18 protein-coding genes are annotated in these 19,582 nt (G+C 62.7%); 7 read left to right on the top strand and 11 right to left on the bottom strand.

Features of this window, described 5'->3' with window-relative positions; genetic code table 11:
* Together glyS and glyQ are read right to left on the bottom strand one after the other, a co-directional pair.
* Complete coding sequence (gene glyS, locus C4Q26_RS11475) at positions 1 to 2,055, bottom strand: glycine--tRNA ligase subunit beta (protein WP_023377954.1); 2,055 nt, start codon at positions 2,053 to 2,055, stop codon at positions 1 to 3.
* Positions 2,052 to 2,999 (bottom strand): glycine--tRNA ligase subunit alpha, encoded by a 948-nt coding sequence (gene glyQ / locus C4Q26_RS11470; protein ID WP_023377955.1) that lies wholly within the window; start codon positions 2,997 to 2,999, stop codon positions 2,052 to 2,054. Before glyQ ends, glyS begins: the two co-directional genes overlap by 4 nt.
* Positions 3,000 to 3,083: 84 nt before the next feature.
* Between glyQ and C4Q26_RS11465 the strand changes: the two genes are divergently transcribed.
* Together C4Q26_RS11465 and C4Q26_RS11460 are read left to right on the top strand one after the other, a co-directional pair.
* A complete protein-coding gene (locus C4Q26_RS11465; protein ID WP_023377956.1) occupies positions 3,084 to 3,635 on the top strand; it encodes a DNA-3-methyladenine glycosylase I in 552 nt (183 codons plus the stop codon).
* A 40-nt stretch (positions 3,636 to 3,675) separates the two neighbouring features.
* Entirely contained in the window at positions 3,676 to 4,563 is an 888-nt protein-coding gene (locus tag C4Q26_RS11460; protein ID WP_023377957.1) for a lysophospholipid acyltransferase, read from the top strand.
* An 86-nt stretch (positions 4,564 to 4,649) separates the two neighbouring features.
* Here the strand turns inward: C4Q26_RS11460 and C4Q26_RS11455 are convergent, their stop codons facing one another.
* The 5 genes from C4Q26_RS11455 to def are packed head-to-tail and all read right to left on the bottom strand — an operon-like array spanning position 4,650 to position 9,184.
* Entirely contained in the window at positions 4,650 to 4,967 is a 318-nt protein-coding gene (locus C4Q26_RS11455; RefSeq protein WP_104883098.1) for a tetratricopeptide repeat protein, read from the bottom strand.
* An 11-nt stretch (positions 4,968 to 4,978) separates the two neighbouring features.
* Positions 4,979 to 6,352 carry a Trk system potassium transporter TrkA gene (trkA, locus tag C4Q26_RS11450; protein WP_023377959.1) on the bottom strand — a complete coding sequence of 458 codons (1,374 nt, stop codon included), beginning with the start codon at positions 6,350 to 6,352 and terminating at the stop codon, positions 4,979 to 4,981.
* Between the two features lie 25 nt (positions 6,353 to 6,377).
* Positions 6,378 to 7,688, bottom strand: a complete 1,311-nt coding sequence (gene rsmB, locus C4Q26_RS11445; RefSeq protein WP_027906642.1) for a 16S rRNA (cytosine(967)-C(5))-methyltransferase RsmB — start codon at positions 7,686 to 7,688, stop codon at positions 6,378 to 6,380.
* Positions 7,685 to 8,617 carry a methionyl-tRNA formyltransferase gene (gene fmt / locus C4Q26_RS11440; protein WP_027906641.1) on the bottom strand — a complete coding sequence of 311 codons (933 nt, stop codon included), beginning with the start codon at positions 8,615 to 8,617 and terminating at the stop codon, positions 7,685 to 7,687. Before fmt ends, rsmB begins: the two co-directional genes overlap by 4 nt.
* Positions 8,618 to 8,677: 60 nt before the next feature.
* The gene (def, locus tag C4Q26_RS11435) at positions 8,678 to 9,184 is read right to left on the bottom strand and encodes a peptide deformylase (RefSeq protein WP_011531480.1); all 507 of its coding nucleotides are present in this window, start codon (positions 9,182 to 9,184) and stop codon (positions 8,678 to 8,680) included.
* Between the two features lie 207 nt (positions 9,185 to 9,391).
* Here def and dprA point away from each other — a divergent pair, with 207 nt between their 5' ends.
* On the top strand, positions 9,392 to 10,489 hold the full coding sequence (dprA, locus tag C4Q26_RS11430) for a DNA-processing protein DprA (RefSeq protein ID WP_023377963.1): 1,098 nt from the start codon (positions 9,392 to 9,394) through the stop codon (positions 10,487 to 10,489).
* 38 nt (positions 10,490 to 10,527) lie between these two features.
* Positions 10,528 to 11,085 carry an L-threonylcarbamoyladenylate synthase gene (locus tag C4Q26_RS11425; protein ID WP_023377965.1) on the top strand — a complete coding sequence of 186 codons (558 nt, stop codon included), beginning with the start codon at positions 10,528 to 10,530 and terminating at the stop codon, positions 11,083 to 11,085.
* Positions 11,086 to 11,235: 150 nt separating this feature from the next.
* Here C4Q26_RS11425 and C4Q26_RS11420 read toward each other — a convergent pair whose 3' ends face one another.
* Complete coding sequence (locus C4Q26_RS11420; RefSeq protein ID WP_104883097.1) at positions 11,236 to 12,213, bottom strand: NADPH:quinone reductase; 978 nt, start codon at positions 12,211 to 12,213, stop codon at positions 11,236 to 11,238.
* A 132-nt stretch (positions 12,214 to 12,345) separates the two neighbouring features.
* On the opposite strand from C4Q26_RS11420, the gene hemF reads away from it, so the two are divergent.
* Both hemF and aroE read left to right on the top strand, forming a co-directional pair.
* Entirely contained in the window at positions 12,346 to 13,257 is a 912-nt protein-coding gene (gene hemF / locus C4Q26_RS11415; protein WP_023377967.1) for an oxygen-dependent coproporphyrinogen oxidase, read from the top strand.
* 25 nt (positions 13,258 to 13,282) lie between these two features.
* Positions 13,283 to 14,107, top strand: a complete 825-nt coding sequence (aroE, locus tag C4Q26_RS11410; protein WP_104881035.1) for a shikimate dehydrogenase — start codon at positions 13,283 to 13,285, stop codon at positions 14,105 to 14,107.
* Between the two features lie 312 nt (positions 14,108 to 14,419).
* On the opposite strand, the gene C4Q26_RS11405 is transcribed toward aroE, so the two are convergent.
* The 3 genes from C4Q26_RS11405 to betC all read right to left on the bottom strand — a co-directional run bounded on the left by C4Q26_RS11405 (position 14,420) and on the right by betC (position 18,556).
* Positions 14,420 to 15,985 (bottom strand): SulP family inorganic anion transporter, encoded by a 1,566-nt coding sequence (locus tag C4Q26_RS11405; RefSeq protein ID WP_027906640.1) that lies wholly within the window; start codon positions 15,983 to 15,985, stop codon positions 14,420 to 14,422.
* A 115-nt stretch (positions 15,986 to 16,100) separates the two neighbouring features.
* Positions 16,101 to 17,024, bottom strand: a complete 924-nt coding sequence (gene choX / locus C4Q26_RS11400; protein ID WP_023377971.1) for a choline ABC transporter substrate-binding protein — start codon at positions 17,022 to 17,024, stop codon at positions 16,101 to 16,103.
* A 14-nt stretch (positions 17,025 to 17,038) separates the two neighbouring features.
* Entirely contained in the window at positions 17,039 to 18,556 is a 1,518-nt protein-coding gene (gene betC / locus C4Q26_RS11395) for a choline-sulfatase (protein ID WP_104883096.1), read from the bottom strand.
* Positions 18,557 to 18,665: 109 nt separating this feature from the next.
* Here betC and C4Q26_RS11390 point away from each other — a divergent pair, with 109 nt between their 5' ends.
* On the top strand, positions 18,666 to 19,571 hold the full coding sequence (locus tag C4Q26_RS11390; protein WP_104881032.1) for a LysR family transcriptional regulator: 906 nt from the start codon (positions 18,666 to 18,668) through the stop codon (positions 19,569 to 19,571).
* Positions 19,572 to 19,582: the final 11 nt, after the last annotated feature.

Raw genomic sequence — 19,582 nt, 5'->3', positions numbered from 1 at the left:
TTACCCCAGCAGCGAAATATCGGCAACGCCCAGGAACAGGCCACGCAGGCGGCTGAGCAGGGCATAACGGTTGGCACGGACCTTGGCGTCTTCGGCGTTGACCATCACGGCCTCGAAGAAGGCGTCGACCGGGTCACGCAGGGCAGCCAGGCGGGCCAGTGCTTCGCTGTACTGACGCGCAGCAGCCATCGGCTGCACGGCCTGGTCGGCCTGCTGGATGGCCGAGTACAGGGAGAACTCGTTGGCATTGTCGAAGTACTTCGGTTCGACGTGGTCGGCGATAGCACCTTCGGCCTTGCTCAGCAGGTTCGATACTCGCTTGTTCGCCGCAGCCAGGGCGTTGGCTTCCGGCAGCTTGCGGAAGGCCTGCACGGCCTGTACGCGCTGGTCGAAGTCCAGGGCCGAACCCGGCTTCAGGGCACGCACCGACAGGTAGGTCGAGACGTCGATGCCTTCGTCTTCGTAACGCGCACGCAGACGGTCGAAGACGAACTCCAGCACCTGTTCGGCCAGGCCGGCGGCTTTCACCTTGGCACCGAACTGCTTGACCGCGAATTCGACGGCGGCATTCAGGTCCAGGTCCAGCTGCTTCTCGATCAGGATGCGCAGCACGCCCAGGGCGGCACGGCGCAGGGCATACGGGTCCTTGCTGCCGGTTGGCAGCATGCCGATGCCGAAGATGCCGACCAGGGTGTCGAGCTTGTCGGCGATGGCCACGGCTGCACCGGTCAGGGTCTGCGGCAGTTCGGCGCCGGCGCCACGAGGCATGTACTGCTCGTTCAGGGCCAGGGCGACGTCTTCCGGCTCGCCATCGTTCAGCGCGTAGTAGTAACCGGCGACACCCTGCATTTCAGGGAACTCGCCCACCATCTCGGTGGCCAGGTCGCACTTGGACAGCAGGCCGGCGCGACCGGCACGCGCGGCATCGCCGCCAATCTTGGGTGCGATGAATGCGGCCAGTTTGGAAACGCGCTCGGCCTTGTCGAAGACAGTGCCCAACTGAGCCTGGAACACCACGTTCTTCAGGCGCTCGTTGAAGGTTTCCAGCGGCTGCTTCTTGTCCTGCTTGAAGAAGAACTCGGCGTCGGTCAGGCGCGGGCGCACGACCTTCTCGTTGCCTTGCACGATCTGCTTCGGATCGCGGCTCTCGACGTTGGCGACGGTGATGAAGCGCGGCAGCAGCTTGCCTTCGCTGTCCAGCAGGCAGAAGTACTTCTGGTTGTCCTGCATGGTGGTGATCAGGGCTTCCTGCGGCACTTCGAGGAAGCGCTCTTCGAACGAGCAGACTAGCGGCACCGGCCACTCCACCAGCGCGGTGACTTCATCCAGCAGCGCTGGCGGTACGATGGCGCTGCCTTCCTGCTGCATGGCCAGCTCGGCGGTGCGCTTGCTGATCAGCTCGCGACGCTCGGCGAAGTCGGCCAGTACATAGGCCTTGCGCAGGTCCTCGACATAGTTGGCCGGGGTAGTGATGACCACGTTTTCCGGGTGATGGAAGCGGTGACCACGGGATTCACGGCCGGCTTTCTGCGACAGGATGGTGCACTCGACGACCTGGTCGCCCAGCAGCATTACCAGCCACTGGGTCGGGCGGACGAACTCTTCACGGCTGGCCGCCCAGCGCATGCGCTTGGGGATGGGCAGGTCGTTGAGCGAGTCTTCGACGATGGTCGGCAGCAGGCTGGCAGTGGCCTTGCCTGGAATGTGTTGGGAGAAGCGCAGCTTGGCGCCGCTCTGGTCGATTTCCGACAGCTCTACTCCGCACTTCTTGGCGAAGCCCAGAGCAGCCTGGGTCGGTTGGCCTTCAGCGTTGAACGCCGCCTGAATGGGCGGGCCGTCGATGTTGATGCTGCGGTCCGGCTGCTGCACGTCCAGTTGACGAATCAGCACGGCCAGGCGGCGCGGCGCGGCGTATACCTGCTTGCCGGTGTAGTTCAGGCCCGCAGCCTGCAGGCCTTTCTCGATGCCCGCCAGGAAGGCGTCGCCCAGCGAGGCCAGGGCCTTCGGTGGCAGCTCTTCGGTGCCCAGTTCTACCAGGAAATCTTGAGCACTCATTGTGCAGCCTCCAGCTTCGCCAACACTTCGTCACGCAATTCAGGGGTGGCCATCGGGAAGCCCAGGCGTGCACGGGCTTGCAGATAGCTTTGCGCTACGTCCCGAGCCAGGGTACGTACGCGCAGGATGTACCGCTGGCGCTCGGTCACCGAGATGGCGCGGCGGGCGTCCAGCAGGTTGAAGGTGTGGGATGCCTTCAGGACCATTTCATAAGTCGGCAGCGGCAGCTCAAGCTTGATCAGGCGGTTGGCTTCGCTTTCATAGAAATCGAACAGCTCGAACAGCTTCTCGACGTTGGCGTGTTCGAAGTTGTAGGTCGACTGCTCCACTTCGTTCTGGTGGAACACGTCGCCGTAGGTCACCTTGCCGAACGGGCCGTCGGCCCAGACCAGGTCGTACACCGAGTCTACGCCCTGGATGTACATGGCCAGACGCTCCAGGCCATAGGTGATTTCACCGGTGACCGGGTAGCACTCGATGCCACCGACCTGCTGGAAGTAGGTGAACTGGGTCACCTCCATGCCATTGAGCCAGATTTCCCAGCCCAGGCCCCAGGCGCCCAGGGTTGGCGATTCCCAGTTGTCTTCGACGAAGCGGATGTCGTGGACCAGCGGATCCAGGCCGATCGCTTTCAGCGAGCCGAGGTACAGCTCCTGGAAGTTGGCCGGGTTCGGCTTGAGCACCACCTGGAACTGGTAATAGTGCTGCAGGCGGTTGGGGTTTTCGCCATACCGCCCGTCGGCAGGGCGACGGCTAGGCTGCACATAGGCGGCGTTCCAGGTCTCTGGGCCGACGGCGCGCAGGAATGTAGCGGTGTGGAAAGTGCCGGCGCCTACTTCCATATCGTAGGGCTGAAGCACCACACAACCTTGCTCGGCCCAGTAGTTCTGCAGGGCGAGGATCAGGTCTTGGAAGGTACGCACGGCTGGCGTAGGCTGGCTCACGAAATTCACCTGTATCTGGGGATGCGGATGTAAAGAGCGGGAGTATAACCTGATTCGCCTCTCCCTCTACTCAATTGGAGCCTTATGCCACGCTGCTTTTGGTGTACCGACGATCCGTTGTACCAGGCTTACCACGACCAGGAATGGGGGACACCGCAGCGCGACCCGGCGTTGCTCTTCGAGATGCTTTTGCTCGAAGGGTTCCAGGCTGGGCTGTCGTGGATCACCGTTCTGAGGAAGCGCGAGCGCTACCGGGAGGTGATGTACGGTTTCGACCCGGTTCGACTGGCGCAGATGAGCGACGAGCGGATCGAGGAACTGATGCTCGATACCGGCATCATTCGCAACCGTCTCAAGCTCAAGGCGGCCCGGCGCAATGCTCAGGCCTGGCTGGCTGTGGATAACCCGGCGCAGTGGCTTTGGTCGTTCGTCGGTGGTGCGCCCAGGATCAACCATTTCCAGGCCCGTGAGGAAATCCCGGCTGTGACCGACGAGGCCAAGGCCATGAGCAAGGCCCTGCAGAAAGCCGGCTTCACCTTCGTTGGCCCGACCATTTGTTACGCCTTCATGCAAGCCACTGGCATGGTCATGGACCACACCACCGATTGTGATCGCTACGCCGCGCTGCTGCGTTGAGCGTTACAATGCGCGCCTTGCTGAAATAAGGAATCTGCCTGTGGAAAAGTTCAAGGGCGCCCTGATGGTCGGGGTGCTGCGACTGTTCGCCAAGCTGCCTTGGGGAGCTGTGCAACGCGTCGGCGCCGGTATCGGCTGGCTGATGTGGAAAATCCCCAATGGGTCGCGCAACGTGGTGCGTATCAACCTTGCCAAGTGCTTTCCGGAGATGGACCCGGTCGAGCGTGAGCAACTGGTTGGCCGAGCGTTGAAAGACATTGGCAAGTCATTCGTCGAAAGCGCCTGCGCGTGGATCTGGCCGCCGCAGCGTTCGCTGGAGCTGGTCAAGGAAGTCCACGGCCTGGAAGTGCTTGAGAAGGCCCTGGCCTCGGGCAAGGGCGTGGTGGGCATCACCAGCCACCTGGGCAACTGGGAGGTGCTGAACCACTTCTACTGCAACCAGTGCAAACCGATCATCTTCTACCGCCCGCCAAAGCTCAAGGCGGTGGATGACCTGCTGCGCGAGCAGCGGGTGCAGATGGGCAACCGTGTGGCGCCTTCGACCAAGGAAGGCATCCTGAGCGTGATCAAGGAAGTACGCCGTGGTGGACAGGTGGGGATTCCGGCCGATCCGGAGCCCGCCGAGTCTGCCGGTGTCTTCGTGCCGTTCCTGGGTACCCAGGCGCTGACCAGCAAATTCGTGCCGAACATGCTGGCCGGTGGCAAGGCAGTCGGGGTATTCCTGCATGCACTGCGGCTACCGGACGGTTCCGGGTTCAAGGTCTTCCTCGAGGCGGCGCCGGAGGAGATGTACAGCGAGGATGTGGCCGTATCGGCGGCGGCCATGAGCAAGGTGGTCGAGCGTTATGTGCGCGAGTACCCGAGCCAGTACATGTGGAGCATGAAGCGCTTCAAGAAGCGCCCGGCCGGGGAAGCGCGCTGGTATTGATAAGGCGCTCCCCTGTGGATAGGGTTACCTGCGAATGCGGTCTTGGATTTGCTGGCGCGTTCGCGGGTGACCCCCCGCCCACACGGTTACGAAGCCGATGTTTTGCTCAATTTCTTGAGGAACACCGCCATCTCTTTCTCGGCCTGCTTGTCGCCATGGGCCTGCGCCGCCACCATCCCCTCCTCCCAGGCCTTGCGCGCAGCCGCCAGGTCACCCTGCAGCTGGTACGCCTTGCCCAGCAGCTTCCAGGCTGCAGAATACATCGGGTCTTGCTCCACGCACCGCGCCAAATGAACCGCCGCCTCGGCACCCTTGCCTTCGTCCAGCCAAGCCTTGCCCAGGCCAAACCTGAGCAACGGGTTATCCACACCCTTGGCCAGCATTTTTTCCAGCGATTCGCGCATGCCGTTTCTCCTTAGAAGAAGGTCAAGCCGACGTGGAACAGCTTCTCCACATCACGGATGTGTTTCTTATCCACAACGAACAGGATGACATGGTCGCCCGTCTCGATCACGGTGTCGTCGTGGGCGATCAGCACTTCCTCGTCCCGGATGATCGCGCCGATGGTGGTACCCGGCGGCAGGGCGATGTCTTCGATGGCCTTGCCAACTACCTTGCTCGACTTGGCGTCACCATGGGCAACCGCCTCGATCGCTTCGGCCGCGCCACGGCGCAGTGAGTGTACGCTGACGATATCGCCCCGGCGCACGTGGGCCAGCAAGGTCCCGATCGTGGCCAGCTGGGGGCTGATGGCGATGTCGATTTCGCCGCCTTGCACCAGGTCGACATAGGCCGGGTTGTTGATGATGGTCATCACCTTGCGCGCACCCAGGCGCTTGGCCAGCAACGACGACATGATGTTGGCCTCGTCGTCGTTGGTCAGGGCCAGGAAAATGTCGGCGTCAGCAATGTTCTCCTCCAGCATCAGGTCTTTGTCCGATGCGCTGCCCTGCAGCACCACGGTGCTTTCCAGGGTGTCGGAGAGGTGTCGGCAACGTGCCGGGCTCATCTCGATGATCTTGACCTGGTAGCGACTTTCGATCGCTTCGGCCAGACGCTCGCCGATCTGGCCGCCGCCGGCGATGACCACGCGCTTGTTGGTCTCGTCGATGCGTCGCAGCTCGCCCATGACGGCGCGAATGTCCTTGCGTGCCGCGATGAAGAACACTTCGTCGTCAGCCTCGATCACGGTATCGCCCCTCGGTGTGATCGGCCGGTCACGGCGGAAGATCGCCGCCACGCGGGTATCGACGTTAGGCATGTGCGCGCGGATCTGTCGCAACTGCTGGCCCACCAGCGGGCCGCCGTAGTAGGCCTTCACCGCAACGAGTTGCGCCTTGCCTTCGGCGAAGTCGATCACCTGCAGAGCACCGGGGTGTTCGATCAGGCGTTTGACGTAGTTGGTCACTACCTGTTCTGGGCTGATCAGCACGTCCACCGGGATATGGTCGTTGTCGAACAGCTCTTCACGGGTCAGATAGGAAGACTCACGCACCCGCGCGATTTTGGTCGGGGTATGGAACAGCGAGTAGGCGACCTGGCAGGCCACCATGTTGGTTTCGTCGCTGTTGGTCACCGCCACCAGCATATCGGCGTCGTCGGCCCCGGCCTGGCGCAACACGGTGGGTAACGAGCCGCGACCCTGCACCGTGCGGATATCGAGGCGGTCGCCCAGGTCACGCAGGCGTTCGCCGTCGGTGTCGACCACGGTGATGTCGTTGGCTTCGCTGGCCAAGTGTTCGGCCAGCGTTCCGCCGACCTGCCCTGCGCCGAGGATGATGATCTTCATCCGCTACTCCCTAACCTTTTTTCACTTAGCCACGCGAGGCGGCAATCTTGATCAGCTTGGCATAGTAGAAGCCGTCATGGCCGCCTTCCTGGGCCAACAGCTGGCGCCCGTGAGGCTGGCGCAGGCCGGCCTCGGTCGCCAGGTCGAGTTCACGGGCACCTGGGGTGCGGGTGAGGAAGGCGTCGATCACTTCGGTGTTTTCCGTCGGCAGGCTCGAGCAGGTGGCGTAGAGCAGGATGCCGCCCACTTCGAGCGTCGGCCACAGAGCATCGAGCAATTCGCCTTGCAGAGTGGCCAGGGCCGGAATGTCGTCGGCCTGACGGGTCAGCTTGATGTCCGGGTGACGGCGGATCACGCCCGTGGCCGAGCACGGTGCGTCGAGCAGGATTCGCTGGAACGGCTTGCCATCCCACCAACTGGCGGTGTCACGGGCGTCGCAGGCAATCAGCTCGGCGTCCAGTTGCAGACGGTCGAGGTTCTCGCGCACACGGGTCAGGCGCTTGGCTTCCAGGTCGATGGCCACGACATGGGCCAGGCCCGCTTCGGCTTCGAGCAGGTGGCAGGTTTTGCCGCCAGGGGCGCAGCAGGCGTCGAGCACGCGTTGGCCTGGGGCCAGTTCCAGCAGGTCGGCGGACAGCTGCGCGGCCTCGTCCTGTACGCTGACCCAACCTTCGGCGAAGCCCGGCAGTTGGCGAACATCGCAGGCTTCAGCCAGCAGGATACCGTCGCGGCTGAACCGGCACGGGGTGGCGGCGATGCCCGCCTCGGCCAGCAGGCCAAGATAGGCATCACGGCTGTGATGACGGCGGTTGACCCGCAGGATCATCGGCGGATGGGCATTGTTGGCGGCGCAAATGGCTTCCCACTGCTCGGGCCAGAAGGCTTTCAGCGATTTCTGCAGCCAACGCGGGTGAGCGGTGCGCACCACCGGATCGCGCTCCAGGCCGGCGAGGAGTTCTTCGCCTTCGCGCTGGGCGCGGCGCAGCACGGCGTTGAGCAGGCCCTTGGCCCACGGTTTTTTCAGCTTATCGGCGCAGCCAACGGTTTCCCCGATGGCGGCATGGGCCGGAATGCGGGTGTAGAACAGCTGGTACAGGCCGACCAGCAACAATGCCTGCACATCGCAGTCGGCGGCCTTGAACGGCTTTTGCAGCAACTGCGCAGCCAGCAGGTCCAGGCGAGGCTGCCAGCGGGCGGTGCCGAATGCCAGGTCCTGGGTGAGGCCTCGGTCGCGCTCATCGACCTTGTCCAGTTGTGCCGGCAACGAGCTGTTCAGCGAGGCCTTGCCGCTCAGGACAGCGGCCAGGGCGCGGGCGGCGGCCAGGCGTGGGTTCATTGGCCCAACACCTTGCCGCTGGCGAACTTCTCGCGGCGGCTGTTGAACAGGTCACTGAAGGCCAGGGCCTTGCCGCCGGGCAATTGCAGGCGGGTCAGGCTCAAGGCCTGCTCGCCACAGGCGACGACCAGGCCGTCCTTGCTGGCGGAAAGGATTTCACCCGGGGCGCCTTTGCCTGTGGACACGTTGGCGGCCAGCACTTTGACGCTCTCGCCATCCAGGGTGCTGTGGCACACCGGCCATGGGTTGAACGCGCGAATCAGGCGCTCCAACTCGACGGCTGGGCGGCTCCAGTCGATGCGGGCCTCGTCCTTGTTCAGCTTGTGAGCGTAGGTGGCCAGGGCATCGTCTTGTACTTCACCCTGCAGGGTGCCGTCGGCCAGGCCTGCGATGACCTGCACCACGGCCGGCGGTCCCATTTCGGCAAGGCGGTCGTGCAGGCTGCCACCAGTGTCGTCGGCGCTGATCGGGGTAACCACCTTGAGCAACATCGGGCCGGTGTCCAGGCCCGCTTCCATACGCATCACGGTCACGCCGCTCTCGGCGTCTCCAGCCTCCACGGCGCGCTGGATCGGCGCGGCGCCTCGCCAGCGGGGCAGCAAGGAGGCGTGGCTGTTGATGCAGCCAAGGCGCGGGATGTCCAGCACTGCTTGCGGCAGGATCAGGCCATACGCGACCACCACCATCAGGTCTGGCTGCAGTGCCGCCAACTCCGCCTGGGCCTCGGCGTTGCGCAAGGTTGGCGGCTGGAACACCGGAATGTCGTGGGCTACGGCCAGCTGCTTGACCGGGCTCGGCATGAGCTTCTGGCCACGGCCAGCAGGGCGGTCGGGCTGGGTGTAGACGGCCACCACTTCATAGGGGCTGTCGAGCAGGGCCTTGAGGTGTTCGGCGGCAAACTCTGGAGTGCCTGCGAAGACGATGCGCATGGAGTTCTCGCTTCAAAAAAGAAAAAGGCTTGCCGGAGCAAGCCTTCTGGAAGGAATGGATCAGGCTTGCTGGCGGTGCTGCTTTTCCAGTTTCTTCTTGATCCGGTCGCGTTTGAGCTGAGACAGGTAGTCGACGAACAGCTTGCCGTTGAGGTGATCGAATTCATGCTGGACACACACCGCCAGCAAGCCTTCGGCTTCAAGCTCGTAGGGCTTGCCATCCCGGTCCTGGGCCTTGACCCGGACACGCAGCGGACGGTCGACGTTCTCGTAGAAGCCCGGTACCGACAGGCAGCCTTCCTGATACTGACCCATGTCGTGGGTCAGCTCTTCGACCGTGGGGTTGATGAAGACCCGCGGCTCGCTGCGGTCTTCGCTGAGGTCCATCACCACGACTTGCTTGTGGACGTTGACCTGGGTGGCGGCCAGGCCGATGCCAGGCGCTTCGTACATGGTTTCAAACATGTCGTCGATCAGCTGACGCAGGGCGTCGTCGAACTCCGTCACCGGTTTGGCAATGGTGCGCAGGCGCGGGTCCGGGAATTCGAGAATGTTCAAGATGGCCATAGGGTCAGGCAGTCACTGTGCGTTCGGTTGAAAACTGAGCACACATAATAAAGGGAATCGGGGGATTCGGCACCTGGCAAAGCTCGGCTACGGTTTCAGGAGACGACTTCAACGTCATTCGATGGACAGGTTGTCAAAGTATTATCAACAAACTTATCCACAGGTTGTGCCACGTTTATGGCCCTCTTCCGATCAAGGATGATCCCCATGTCGACTCACCATTCATCGAATTGTCCGCCTGCCGAACTGGAGGCGCGATTACGTCTGCACCGCTTGCCCGAGATAGGACTGCGTCGCTTTCAGCGCCTTCTGGAGGCCTTCGGAACGGCGTCTTCGGCGCTGAGTGCACCGGCCAGTGCCTGGCGTGCCCTTGGCCTTGCGCAAGCCAGTATCGATGCGCGCCGCTGTGCGCAGGTACGCGAGGGTGCTTTGGCTGCAATGGCCTGGCTAGAGCGTCCAGGCCAGCATTTACTGATGTGGGACGGTGCCGGTTACCCCGCGTTGCTGGCGGAAACGGACGACCCGCCGCCCCTGTTGTTCGTCGCAGGCGACCCCGCTTGCCTGGAGCAACCGCAGCTGGCCATTGTGGGTAGCAGACGTGCTTCACCTCCGGCTCTGGACACCGCTCGGGCATTTTCACGTGCCCTTGCGCAAACGGGTTTCACCATCACCAGTGGCCTGGCGCTGGGCGTTGATGGTGCCGCTCATCGGGCGGCGCTGGAGGTCGGAGGGCAGACGATTGCCGTGCTTGGCACTGGGCTGCAAAAACTTTATCCACAGCGCCATCGTGACTTGGCGCGAGCGATCATCGACAGCGGCGGTGCGGTGGTTTCGGAGTACCCGTTGGATGCTGATCCCCTGCCTGCCAATTTTCCGCGACGCAATCGCATCATCAGCGGCATGTCCCTGGGGGTGCTGGTTGTCGAAGCCAGTCTGGGCAGTGGCTCGCTGATTACTGCCCGCTTGGCGGCTGAACAAGGCCGGGAGGTGTATGCCATTCCCGGTTCGATCCACCACCCGGGCGCCAGGGGATGCCATCAGTTGATACGCGATGGCGCGCTGCTGGTCGAGAGCGTGGAGCAGATCATCGATACCCTGCGGGGTTGGCAGAATCTGCCGCAACCGGCTGTGGATAAACCTCAACATCCGCTCCTGGCCCTTCTGCACGCAGCACCCCAGACCAGCGAGGGGTTGGCGCTCAGCAGTGGCCGGCCTTTGGCCGAGGTACTGGCCAGCTTGACCGAGCTGGAGCTCCAGGGCCAGGTCAGCAATGAAGCCGGACGTTGGTTTGCCCGCTCGGCCTAAGTAAACTGCGCCCAAGGCTTAGATGCGGAGAGATACAAATGGTGAGCAGTTGGCGTGTGCAACAAGCCGCACGTGAAATTCGGGCGGGGGCGGTGATCGCCTATCCGACGGAAGCGGTCTGGGGCCTGGGCTGCGACCCCTGGAACGAGGACGCGGTGTATCGCCTGCTGGCCCTGAAGTCGCGGCCTGTGGATAAGGGGCTGATTCTGGTCGCCGACAGCATCCAGCAATTCGATTTCCTGTTCGAGGATTTCCCTGAAGACTGGATCGACCGCATGAGCAGCACCTGGCCGGGACCCAACACCTGGCTGGTGCCGCACCAGGACCTTTTGCCGGAATGGGTGACGGGGCAGCACGACACCGTGGCGCTGCGGGTCAGTGACCACCCATTGGTACGTGAACTGTGCGCGCTGGTGGGGCCGCTGATTTCCACCTCTTGCAACCCTGGCGGGCGCCCGGCAGCCAAGACCCGGTTGCGGGTTGAGCAGTATTTCCACAACCAGTTGGACCTGGTGCTGGGTGGAGCGTTGGGTGGGCGAAAGAACCCGAGCGTGATTCGTGACCTGGTGACTGGCGAAGTCGTTCGACCGGGTTGATTTGCCTGGTGGACACCGACTTTTGATGGGGCGGTGGCTGTGTGGTTACTGTTGCCGCTCTTTCGCGACCCAAGGCCGCTCCTGCAGAGGGGCTGCATCAGCGCGAATCTTTACTGCGCAGCCCTCGCAGGAGCCGACTTGCCGGCGATTTCAGGGCAGTAGTACCGTCGAACCCACGGTCCTGCGCGCCGACAACTCAGCCTGCGCCTTGGCCGCCTCGCTCAGCGGATAGCGCTGCTGGATATCCACGACCAGCTTGCCACTGGCGATCATCGAGAACAGATCGTCCGCCATGGCCTGAGTGTTTTGCGCATTGTTGGCATAGCTTGCCAGCGTTGGTCGGGTGACATACAGCGAACCCTTCTGCGACAGGATCCCCAGGTTGACGCCGGTCACCGCTCCGGAGGCATTGCCGAAACTCACCATCAGCCCCCGTGGTTTGAGGCAGTCCAACGAAGTCAGCCAGGTGTCGGCACCCACGCCGTCATACACCACCGGGCATTTCTGACCGTCGGTCAGTTCCAGCACGCGCTGGGCGACATCTTCGCGGCTGTAGTCGATGGTCGCCCAAGCCCCTAGTGCCTTGGCCCGCTCGGCCTTTTCGGCGGAGCTTACGGTTCCGATCAGTTTGGCGCCCAGCGCCTTGGCCCACTGGCACGCCAGCGACCCTACCCCACCGGCTGCTGCATGGAACAGAACGAAGTCACCCGGCTGCACGGCGTAGGTCTGCTTGAGCAGGTACTGCACGGTCAGACCCTTGAGCATCACTGCCGCGGCTTGCTCGAAGCTGATGCTGTCGGGCAGCTTGACCAGATTGGCTTCGGGCAAGGTATGTACCTCGCTGTAGGCGCCCAGTGGGCCGCCAGCGTGGGCCACACGGTCACCGACCTCCAGCCGGGTGACGCCTTCGCCAACTGCCTCGACAACGCCGGCTGCTTCGGTGCCCAGGCCCGAAGGCAGAGACGGTGGCGAGTAAAGCCCGCTGCGGAAATAGGTGTCGATGAAGTTCAGGCCAATCGCATGGTTACGCACCCGCACTTGCTGCGGACCGGGTGGCGCAGGCTCGAACTCCACAAGTTGCAGAACCTCTGGGCCGCCATGCTGGCTGAACTGTATACGCTTGGCCATCTCGCACTCCTGTTGTCGGGATCGGAAGGCCTTCTATCGGACGCCTTTGCTTGATCGTCGTCAACTGCGGCGCGCTGGCTGCCGGTGGTATGCTACGCGGCGAATTTCTTCCTGCTCCTTCCAGGTGACCCGATGACCAGCCGCACCGAGGCCGTGAAAGCCTACCTGCTCGACCTGCAAGACCGCATCTGCTCTGCCCTCGAAGCTGAAGACGGCGGCGCCCGCTTCGTCGAGGACGCCTGGGTGCGCGAAGCCGGTGGCGGTGGCCGTACGCGGGTGATCGGTGAAGGCAAAGTGATCGAGAAAGGCGGCGTGAACTTCTCCCATGTATTCGGCGCCGGCCTTCCGCCTTCGGCCAGTGCCCACCGCCCGGAGCTGGCGGGTCGTGGCTTCGAGGCGTTGGGCGTGTCGTTGGTGATTCACCCGCACAATCCACATGTACCCACCTCCCATGCCAATGTGCGTTTCTTCATTGCCGAGAAGGAAGGCGAAGAGGCGGTCTGGTGGTTCGGCGGTGGTTTCGACCTGACCCCCTACTACGGCAACGAGGAAGACTGCATCCACTGGCACCGTGTGGCCCAGCAGGCCTGCGCGCCGTTCGGCGCCGACGTGTACCCCCGCTACAAGGCCTGGTGCGACCGTTACTTCCACCTCAAGCACCGTGGTGAACCTCGGGGTATTGGGGGCTTGTTCTTCGATGACCTGAACGAGTGGGACTTCGATACCTGCTTCGCTTTCATCCGCGCCATCGGTGACGCCTACGTCGACGCTTACCTGCCGATCGTCCAGCGCCGCAAGGACACGCCCTACACGCCCCAGCAGCGTGAGTTCCAGGAGTACCGCCGTGGCCGCTACGTCGAGTTCAACCTGGTCTACGACCGTGGCACTCTGTTCGGCCTGCAATCGGGTGGGCGCACCGAGTCGATCCTGATGTCGTTGCCACCGCAGGTACGCTGGGGTTATGACTGGAAGGCCGCACCAGGTAGCGAAGAAGCGCGCCTGACCGAGTATTTCCTGCAGGACCGTGACTGGCTCGCCCAGTAAGTCTGTGGATAACCAAGGAGCCCTCATGGATCAGTATGTCGTTTTCGGCAACCCGATTGGCCACAGCAAGTCGCCTTTGATCCATCGTCTGTTCGCCGAGCAGACCGGTCAGGATCTGGAGTACGCCACCCTGCTGGCGCCGCTGGATGAGTTCAGCGATTGCGCCCGCGGCTTCTTCAAGCAAGGCAGCGGGGCCAATGTGACCGTGCCGTTCAAGGAAGAGGCTTTCCGGCTCTGCGAAAGCCTCACGCCTCGGGCCCGGCGAGCGGGCGCAGTGAACACCTTGAGCAAACTGGCGGACGGCACGCTGCAAGGGGATAACACCGATGGCGCGGGCCTGGTGCGAGACCTGACGGTGAATGCCGGGGTCGAGCTGACAGGCAAGCGCATCCTCATTCTCGGTGCCGGAGGTGCGGTACGCGGCGTGCTGGAGCCGATCCTGGCGCACAAGCCACAATCATTGGTGATCGCCAACCGCACGGTGGAAAAGGCCGAGCAGCTGGCGCGTGAATTCGATGAGCTGGGGCCGGTGGTGGCCAGCGGTTTTTCCTGGTTACAGGAGCCGGTGGATGTGATCATCAATGCGACGTCTGCGAGCCTTTCCGGTGAGTTGCCACCGATTGCCGACAGCCTGGTCGAGCCGGGGCGGACGGTTTGCTACGACATGATGTATGGCAAGGAGCCGACGCCGTTTTGCCAATGGGCCAGCAAGCTTGGGGCTGCCAAGGTGCTGGATGGGCTGGGGATGCTGGCCGAGCAGGCGGCCGAGGCGTTCTTCATCTGGCGTGGGGTGCGGCCGGACACGGCGCCTGTGCTGGATGAGCTGCGTCGGCAGTTGGCGCGCCGTTGACCTCGGATCGCTGTTGGATGAATTGGCGTTCCAGGGCGATCTGCTGCCGGTATTGAGCGAGCTTTGCTTCGGATTGCGCTTTGCCAGTATAGGGATCCCGAGCGGTCATTTGGCTTTCCAGCCGGGCAATGCGTGCTTGTGCATCGGCAACGCTCCAGCAGTCATCCGCAGCATAGGTGCCTGGCGCCACCAGCAATGGCACCAACGCGAGGTAAACGCAGCTACTCATGGCGTACTCTGTGGTGAATGGACGCCATGCACTTTTTCATCGCCTGCAGGTTGTCCGCAACTGACAGAATTGACAGTTGACTGTCAGTCTTCGAAACGTATTGGACAGTTCGCAAGGCCTTCCAGCTTCTGCAATTCCTCTACCACCTGCGGCCTTGCCCGCTGCAATGTCAGGCTCCCACCAAGGCGCATCAATCGCCGCGCTTCGCGGTGCAGCATATCCACACCCGAGTAGTCGATGAAGTTCACCTGCCGCGCATCGATCACCACATGCGGCCCCTGGCAGCGCTGTAACCGCACTTGCAGGTAATGCGCTGCGCCGAAGAATATCGACCCGCCCACCCGCAGCATGTCGGCTTCGCCTTCCCGGCTCTGCTGCACCCGTGGCCGCGAAGTGCGCTTGAGGTAGAAGAACAGTGACGCCAGCACCCCGGCATAGATCGCTGTCTGCAGCTCCAGCAGCAAGGTGGCGGCGGCGGTCAGTGCCATGACCAGGAACTCAGAGCGGCTGACCCGAAACAGCGCCCGGATTGCCCGATGGTCCACCAGCCCCCAGCAGATCAGCAAAATGCTGCCGGCCATGGCCGGAATGGGCAGATGCGCAATCAACCCGGCGCCCATGACGGCGAACAACGCCACCCACAGGGCCGAGAACACGCCAGCCATGGGGGACTGAGCACCCGCGTCGTAACTTAGCCCGGAACGGGTGAACGAGCCGGACGACAAGTAGCCGGAGAAGAATGCCCCGACGATGTTCGACACGCCTTGGCCACGGATTTCCTGGTTGGCGTCGATCAGTTGCTCGGAGCGCGACGACAAGGAACGGGCAATCGAAAGACTGGTCACCAACCCCAGCATGCCCACGGCGACGGCACTGGGCAGTAGACGCAAGATCAGCTCGAAGTCCAGCAATGGCAGTGGGCTGAGCGGCGGCAGTTGGCCGACGAAGGCAGGCACGCGCTGTACATGGCCAAAGACGCTCGGCAACAGCCAGGTCACCAGACTCACCAGCACCAGACTTATCAACAGGCTGGGCCAGCGGGGGCGCAGGCGTTTGAACGCCATCCCGATCAGCAAGGTGGCCAGTCCCAGCGCCAGCGACGGCCAGTCGACTTCTCCGGCATGGCTAGCCAAGTCCTGCAGGGTTTTCAGCGCCGTGGCCTGGCTGGGCAGGTCCATGCCCAGCAGATTGGGCAATTGGCCGAGGGCGATGACGATGGCGGCGCCCAGCGTGAATCCAAGCACCACGGAATGGGAAACGAAATTGACCAGCGCGCCGAAACGCAGCAAGCCCAGCAGCAATTGGAAAATGCCGGCGAGGAACGTCAGCAGCAGCACCAGGGTCACGTAGTCAGCGCTTGTGGGCACGGCCAGCGGGCTGACACTGGCGTAGAGGACGATGGAGATGGCGGCGGTCGGGCCGCAGATCAGGTGCCAGGAGGACCCCCACAGGCAGGCGACCAGAACCGGCACGATGGCGGCGTACAGGCCATACTCGGCAGGCAGCCCGGCGATCAGGGCATAGGCGATGGATTGTGGCAAGGCCAGGATGGCCCCACTCAGGCCCACCAGCAGGTCCTGGCGCAGACTGCGGCCCGATTGGCGGGGCAGCCAGGTGAGGAAGGGCAGCAGGTGGTAAAGGCGCGGCATGCATCGTTCCTGTTCATTGTCGCCTACGAGGGCTTGGCCTTCGTTGCGCGACACAAGGCCGCCCCCGCAAATTCTCTGGGTGTGCGGAGCGGCCTCAGTAGCCCACAGTCAAAAATCAGAGCCTAGCGTTCACTGCCTCCAGGGCATCGCCATCGGCCTTGGTGGTAACGCCTGCCAACCACGCTTCCAGCACCTGCGGATTGGCCTTCACCCACGCTTTGGCCGCTTCATCGAAGCCGATCTTCTTATCCACAACCTCGGCCATGATGCTGTTTTCCATGTCCAAGGTAAATTTCAGGTTGCCAAGCAGTTTCGCCGCATTTGGGCATGCTTGTGGATAACCCTTGCGCGTCAACGTGTAGACGTCGCCTTTGCTGCCGAACCACTTCTCCCCGCCGGTCAGGTAATGCATTTTAAGTTTCACGTTCATCGGGTGAGGTGTCCAGCCGAGGAAAGTGATGAACTGCTGCTTCTTCACGGCGCGGTCCACCTGCGCCAGCATTGCCTGCTCGCTGGATTCGACCAGTTTCCACTGGCCGAGGTTGAACTGGTTCTTGTCGATGATCTCTTTCAGCGACAGGTTGGCGGGGGCCCCGGAACCGATCCCGTACAGCTTCTTGTCGAACTGCTCGGCATGCTTCTGCAGGTCGGCAAAGTCTTTCACGCCTGCCTGCCAGACATAGTCCGGCACTGCCAGGGTGAACTCGGTTCCCTCCAGGTTGCGCGACAGCCGCTGCACATCGCCGTTGGCGATGAATTTGTCATGGAAGCCCTGCTGTGCAGGCATCCAGTTACCAAGGAACGCGTCGACCCGGCCATCTTTGAGGCCACCGTAGATGATCGGTACCGCCAGGCTGTCGATCTTCACCTGGTAGCCCAGGCTTTCCAGAAGCAGGCGGCTGATGGCGTTGGTGGAAGCGATATCGCTCCAGCCGGGGTCAGCCATTTTCACGGTGCTGCATTGTGCATCGCTGTCGGCGGCATGGGCCGTGCCCAGGCTCAGGGTAAGGGCGAACACGGCGGCGGAGAACTTCTGCATGGCGGCCTCTCTTCTCAATCCAGGGGGGCGGGCTGTGGATAACGTGCCTTGCGCTCGAGGTCGTCGAGATCGATGTGGTTACGCATGTACTGTTGGCTGGCATCGACCATCGGTTGGTGGTCCCAGCTTTTCAGCGTGCCGATGGCCAGCGCTTCGGCCACCAGACGGCGGCGTCTCTGGCTGGCCAGCACCTGCTGGCGCAGGCTGGGGATATCCCAGCGTTGGTGGGCTTCATCGACGAATGCCTGCAGCAGCGCCTGATGGTCCGGGCTGCTGGTGAGGTTCTCCCGCTCGTGCGGGTCGCGGCTCAAGTCATAGAGTAAGCAAGGATCGTCCTCGCTGTACACGAACTTGTACGGGCCACGACGGATCATCATCAGTGGGCCGACGGTGCCTTCGGCCATGTATTCGCCGATCACCTCGTCATGGCCACCCTGCCCTTGCAGGTGGCCGAGCAATGAGCGGCCATCCAGGTGCAGGTTTTTATCCACAGCACCGCCGGCCAGTTCGACCAGGGTCGGCAGCAGGTCACAAGTGGAGACCGAAGCGCTGACTCTCGTTGGAGCGAAGCGTTTCGGCGCATGGATCAACAGTGGCACACGGGCCGACATCTCGAACCAATGCATCTTGTACCAGAGCCCGCGCTCGCCAAGCATGTCGCCATGGTCGCCGGAGAATACGATCAGGGTGTCATCCGCCAGGTCACACTCCTCGAGCGTTTGCAGGAGTTGGCCGATGTTGTCGTCGATATAGCTGCATGCGCCGAAGTACGCGCGGCGTGCGTCGCGAATCTTATCCACAGGCAGGGTTCGGTCCCACAGGTCGTAGACCTTGAGCAGCCTTTGCGAGTGCGGGTCCTGCTCATGCTGGCCGAACTCAGCGCGCGGCATGGGGATATCCACAGCCTCGTAGCGATCCCAGTAGCGTCTGGGGATGGTGTACGGATCATGGGGATGGGTCATGGACACCGTCAGACAGAACGGGCGGCCATCATTGTCGCGGACATGGTCGTAGAGGTACTGGCGCGCCTTGAACACCACCTCCTCGTCGAAGTCCAGTTGGTTGGTGCGCACGCAAGGGCCGGCCTGAAGTACCGAGGACATGTTGTGATACCAGCTCGGGCGCTCGTCCGGGGCGTCCCAATTCACCGCCCAGCCATAGTCGGCCGGGTAGATGTCGCTGGTCAGGCGCTCCTCGTAGCCGTGCAACTGGTCTGGACCGCAGAAGTGCATCTTGCCGGAAAGTGCGGTGCGGTAACCGAGGCGGCGCAGGTAGTGGGCGTAGGTCGGCACATCAGCGGGGAAATCGGCCGCGTTGTCATAGGCACCAATGCGGCTCGGGAGCTGGCCACTGACCAGGGTGAAACGCGACGGCGCACAAAGCGGGCTGTTGCAGTAGGCGGAGTCGAACACCACGGCTTGCTCGGCCAGGCGGCTCAGGTGGGGCATCTGAATGGGTGAAGGGGCGTAGATCGGTAGCAGGGGCGCGGCCATCTGGTCGGCCATGATGAACAGGATATTCGGGCGCTTCATGGTTGGCTTCCATCGTTCAGTATTATGCGAACCGCTTGCCTACCAAGATGCGACTGTGGATAACATGGGTAAAGCCCATGGCGGGCAATGACTGGGATTAGCCAAGCTTATGTTTGAGCACCTTGCCAAGTTATCCCTCGATGCTCTGCGCGTATTCGAGGCCGCTGCTCGGCTGCGCGGGTTCACCGCTGCCGCGACCGAACTGGGGACCACCCAGCCGGCAGTGAGTCAGCAGGTCAAGCGGCTTGAGGCGCAGCTGGGGGCGCGCTTGTTCGACCGGATCTACCGGGGAATAGAGCTGACCGAAGCGGGCCAACAGCTGTTCGAGCAGGTACATCAGGGCCTGCAGACCATGAACGAAGGCATCGGCCAGGTCAGTGGCCGTGGCCAGCGAGAAGTGCTCCAGGTGGCCACTGATTTCGCCTTCGCGGCGTTCTGGCTGATGCCGAGGCTGCAGCGTTTTCATCAGGCTTATCCACAGGTCGATGTGAGTCTTGTCACTGGCGAGCGCAGTCAGGGCATGTTGCGGCCCGATATCGATGTGGCAATCCTGTTCGGGGACGGGCGCTTTCATCAGGGCGAGAGCAGGTGGCTGTTCGATGAGGAAGTATTCCCTGTCTGCAGCCCTCGGCTGATTCATGGCAAACCCCTGTCAGCCGTGGCTTTGCAACGATTGCCGTTGCTCCATTTGCGGGGCGAGCAGGCCAGTCGCTGGTTCGACTGGGCGGGCGTGTTTCGTGGACTCGGTGTGGAAAGCCCGGCCCCCTCCGGCCAGCTGCGTTTCGATAACTATACGTTGCTGATCCAGGCTGCCATCGCAGGCCAAGGGGTGGCCATCGGCTGGCGGCATCTGGTCGATGGCTTGGTGGAACAGGGGCTTCTATGCCGGCCGCTGGAGCAGAGTCTGAAGTCGAGTCGGGGCTATTATGTGGTATTGCCACCGCGCAAACGGCGTGGGGCATTGATCGAGCGGTTTGTCGACTGGCTGGAGCAAGAGCGCAGTGGCAATTCGTAGTGCATTCAGGA

Origin of the sequence: Pseudomonas sp. SWI44 (assembly GCF_002947915.1) — a bacterium.
GTDB classification, from domain to species: domain Bacteria; phylum Pseudomonadota; class Gammaproteobacteria; order Pseudomonadales; family Pseudomonadaceae; genus Aquipseudomonas; species Aquipseudomonas taiwanensis.
Note: the sequence above shows the minus strand (reverse complement) of the source record. Positions and strands in the feature narration are given on the sequence as shown.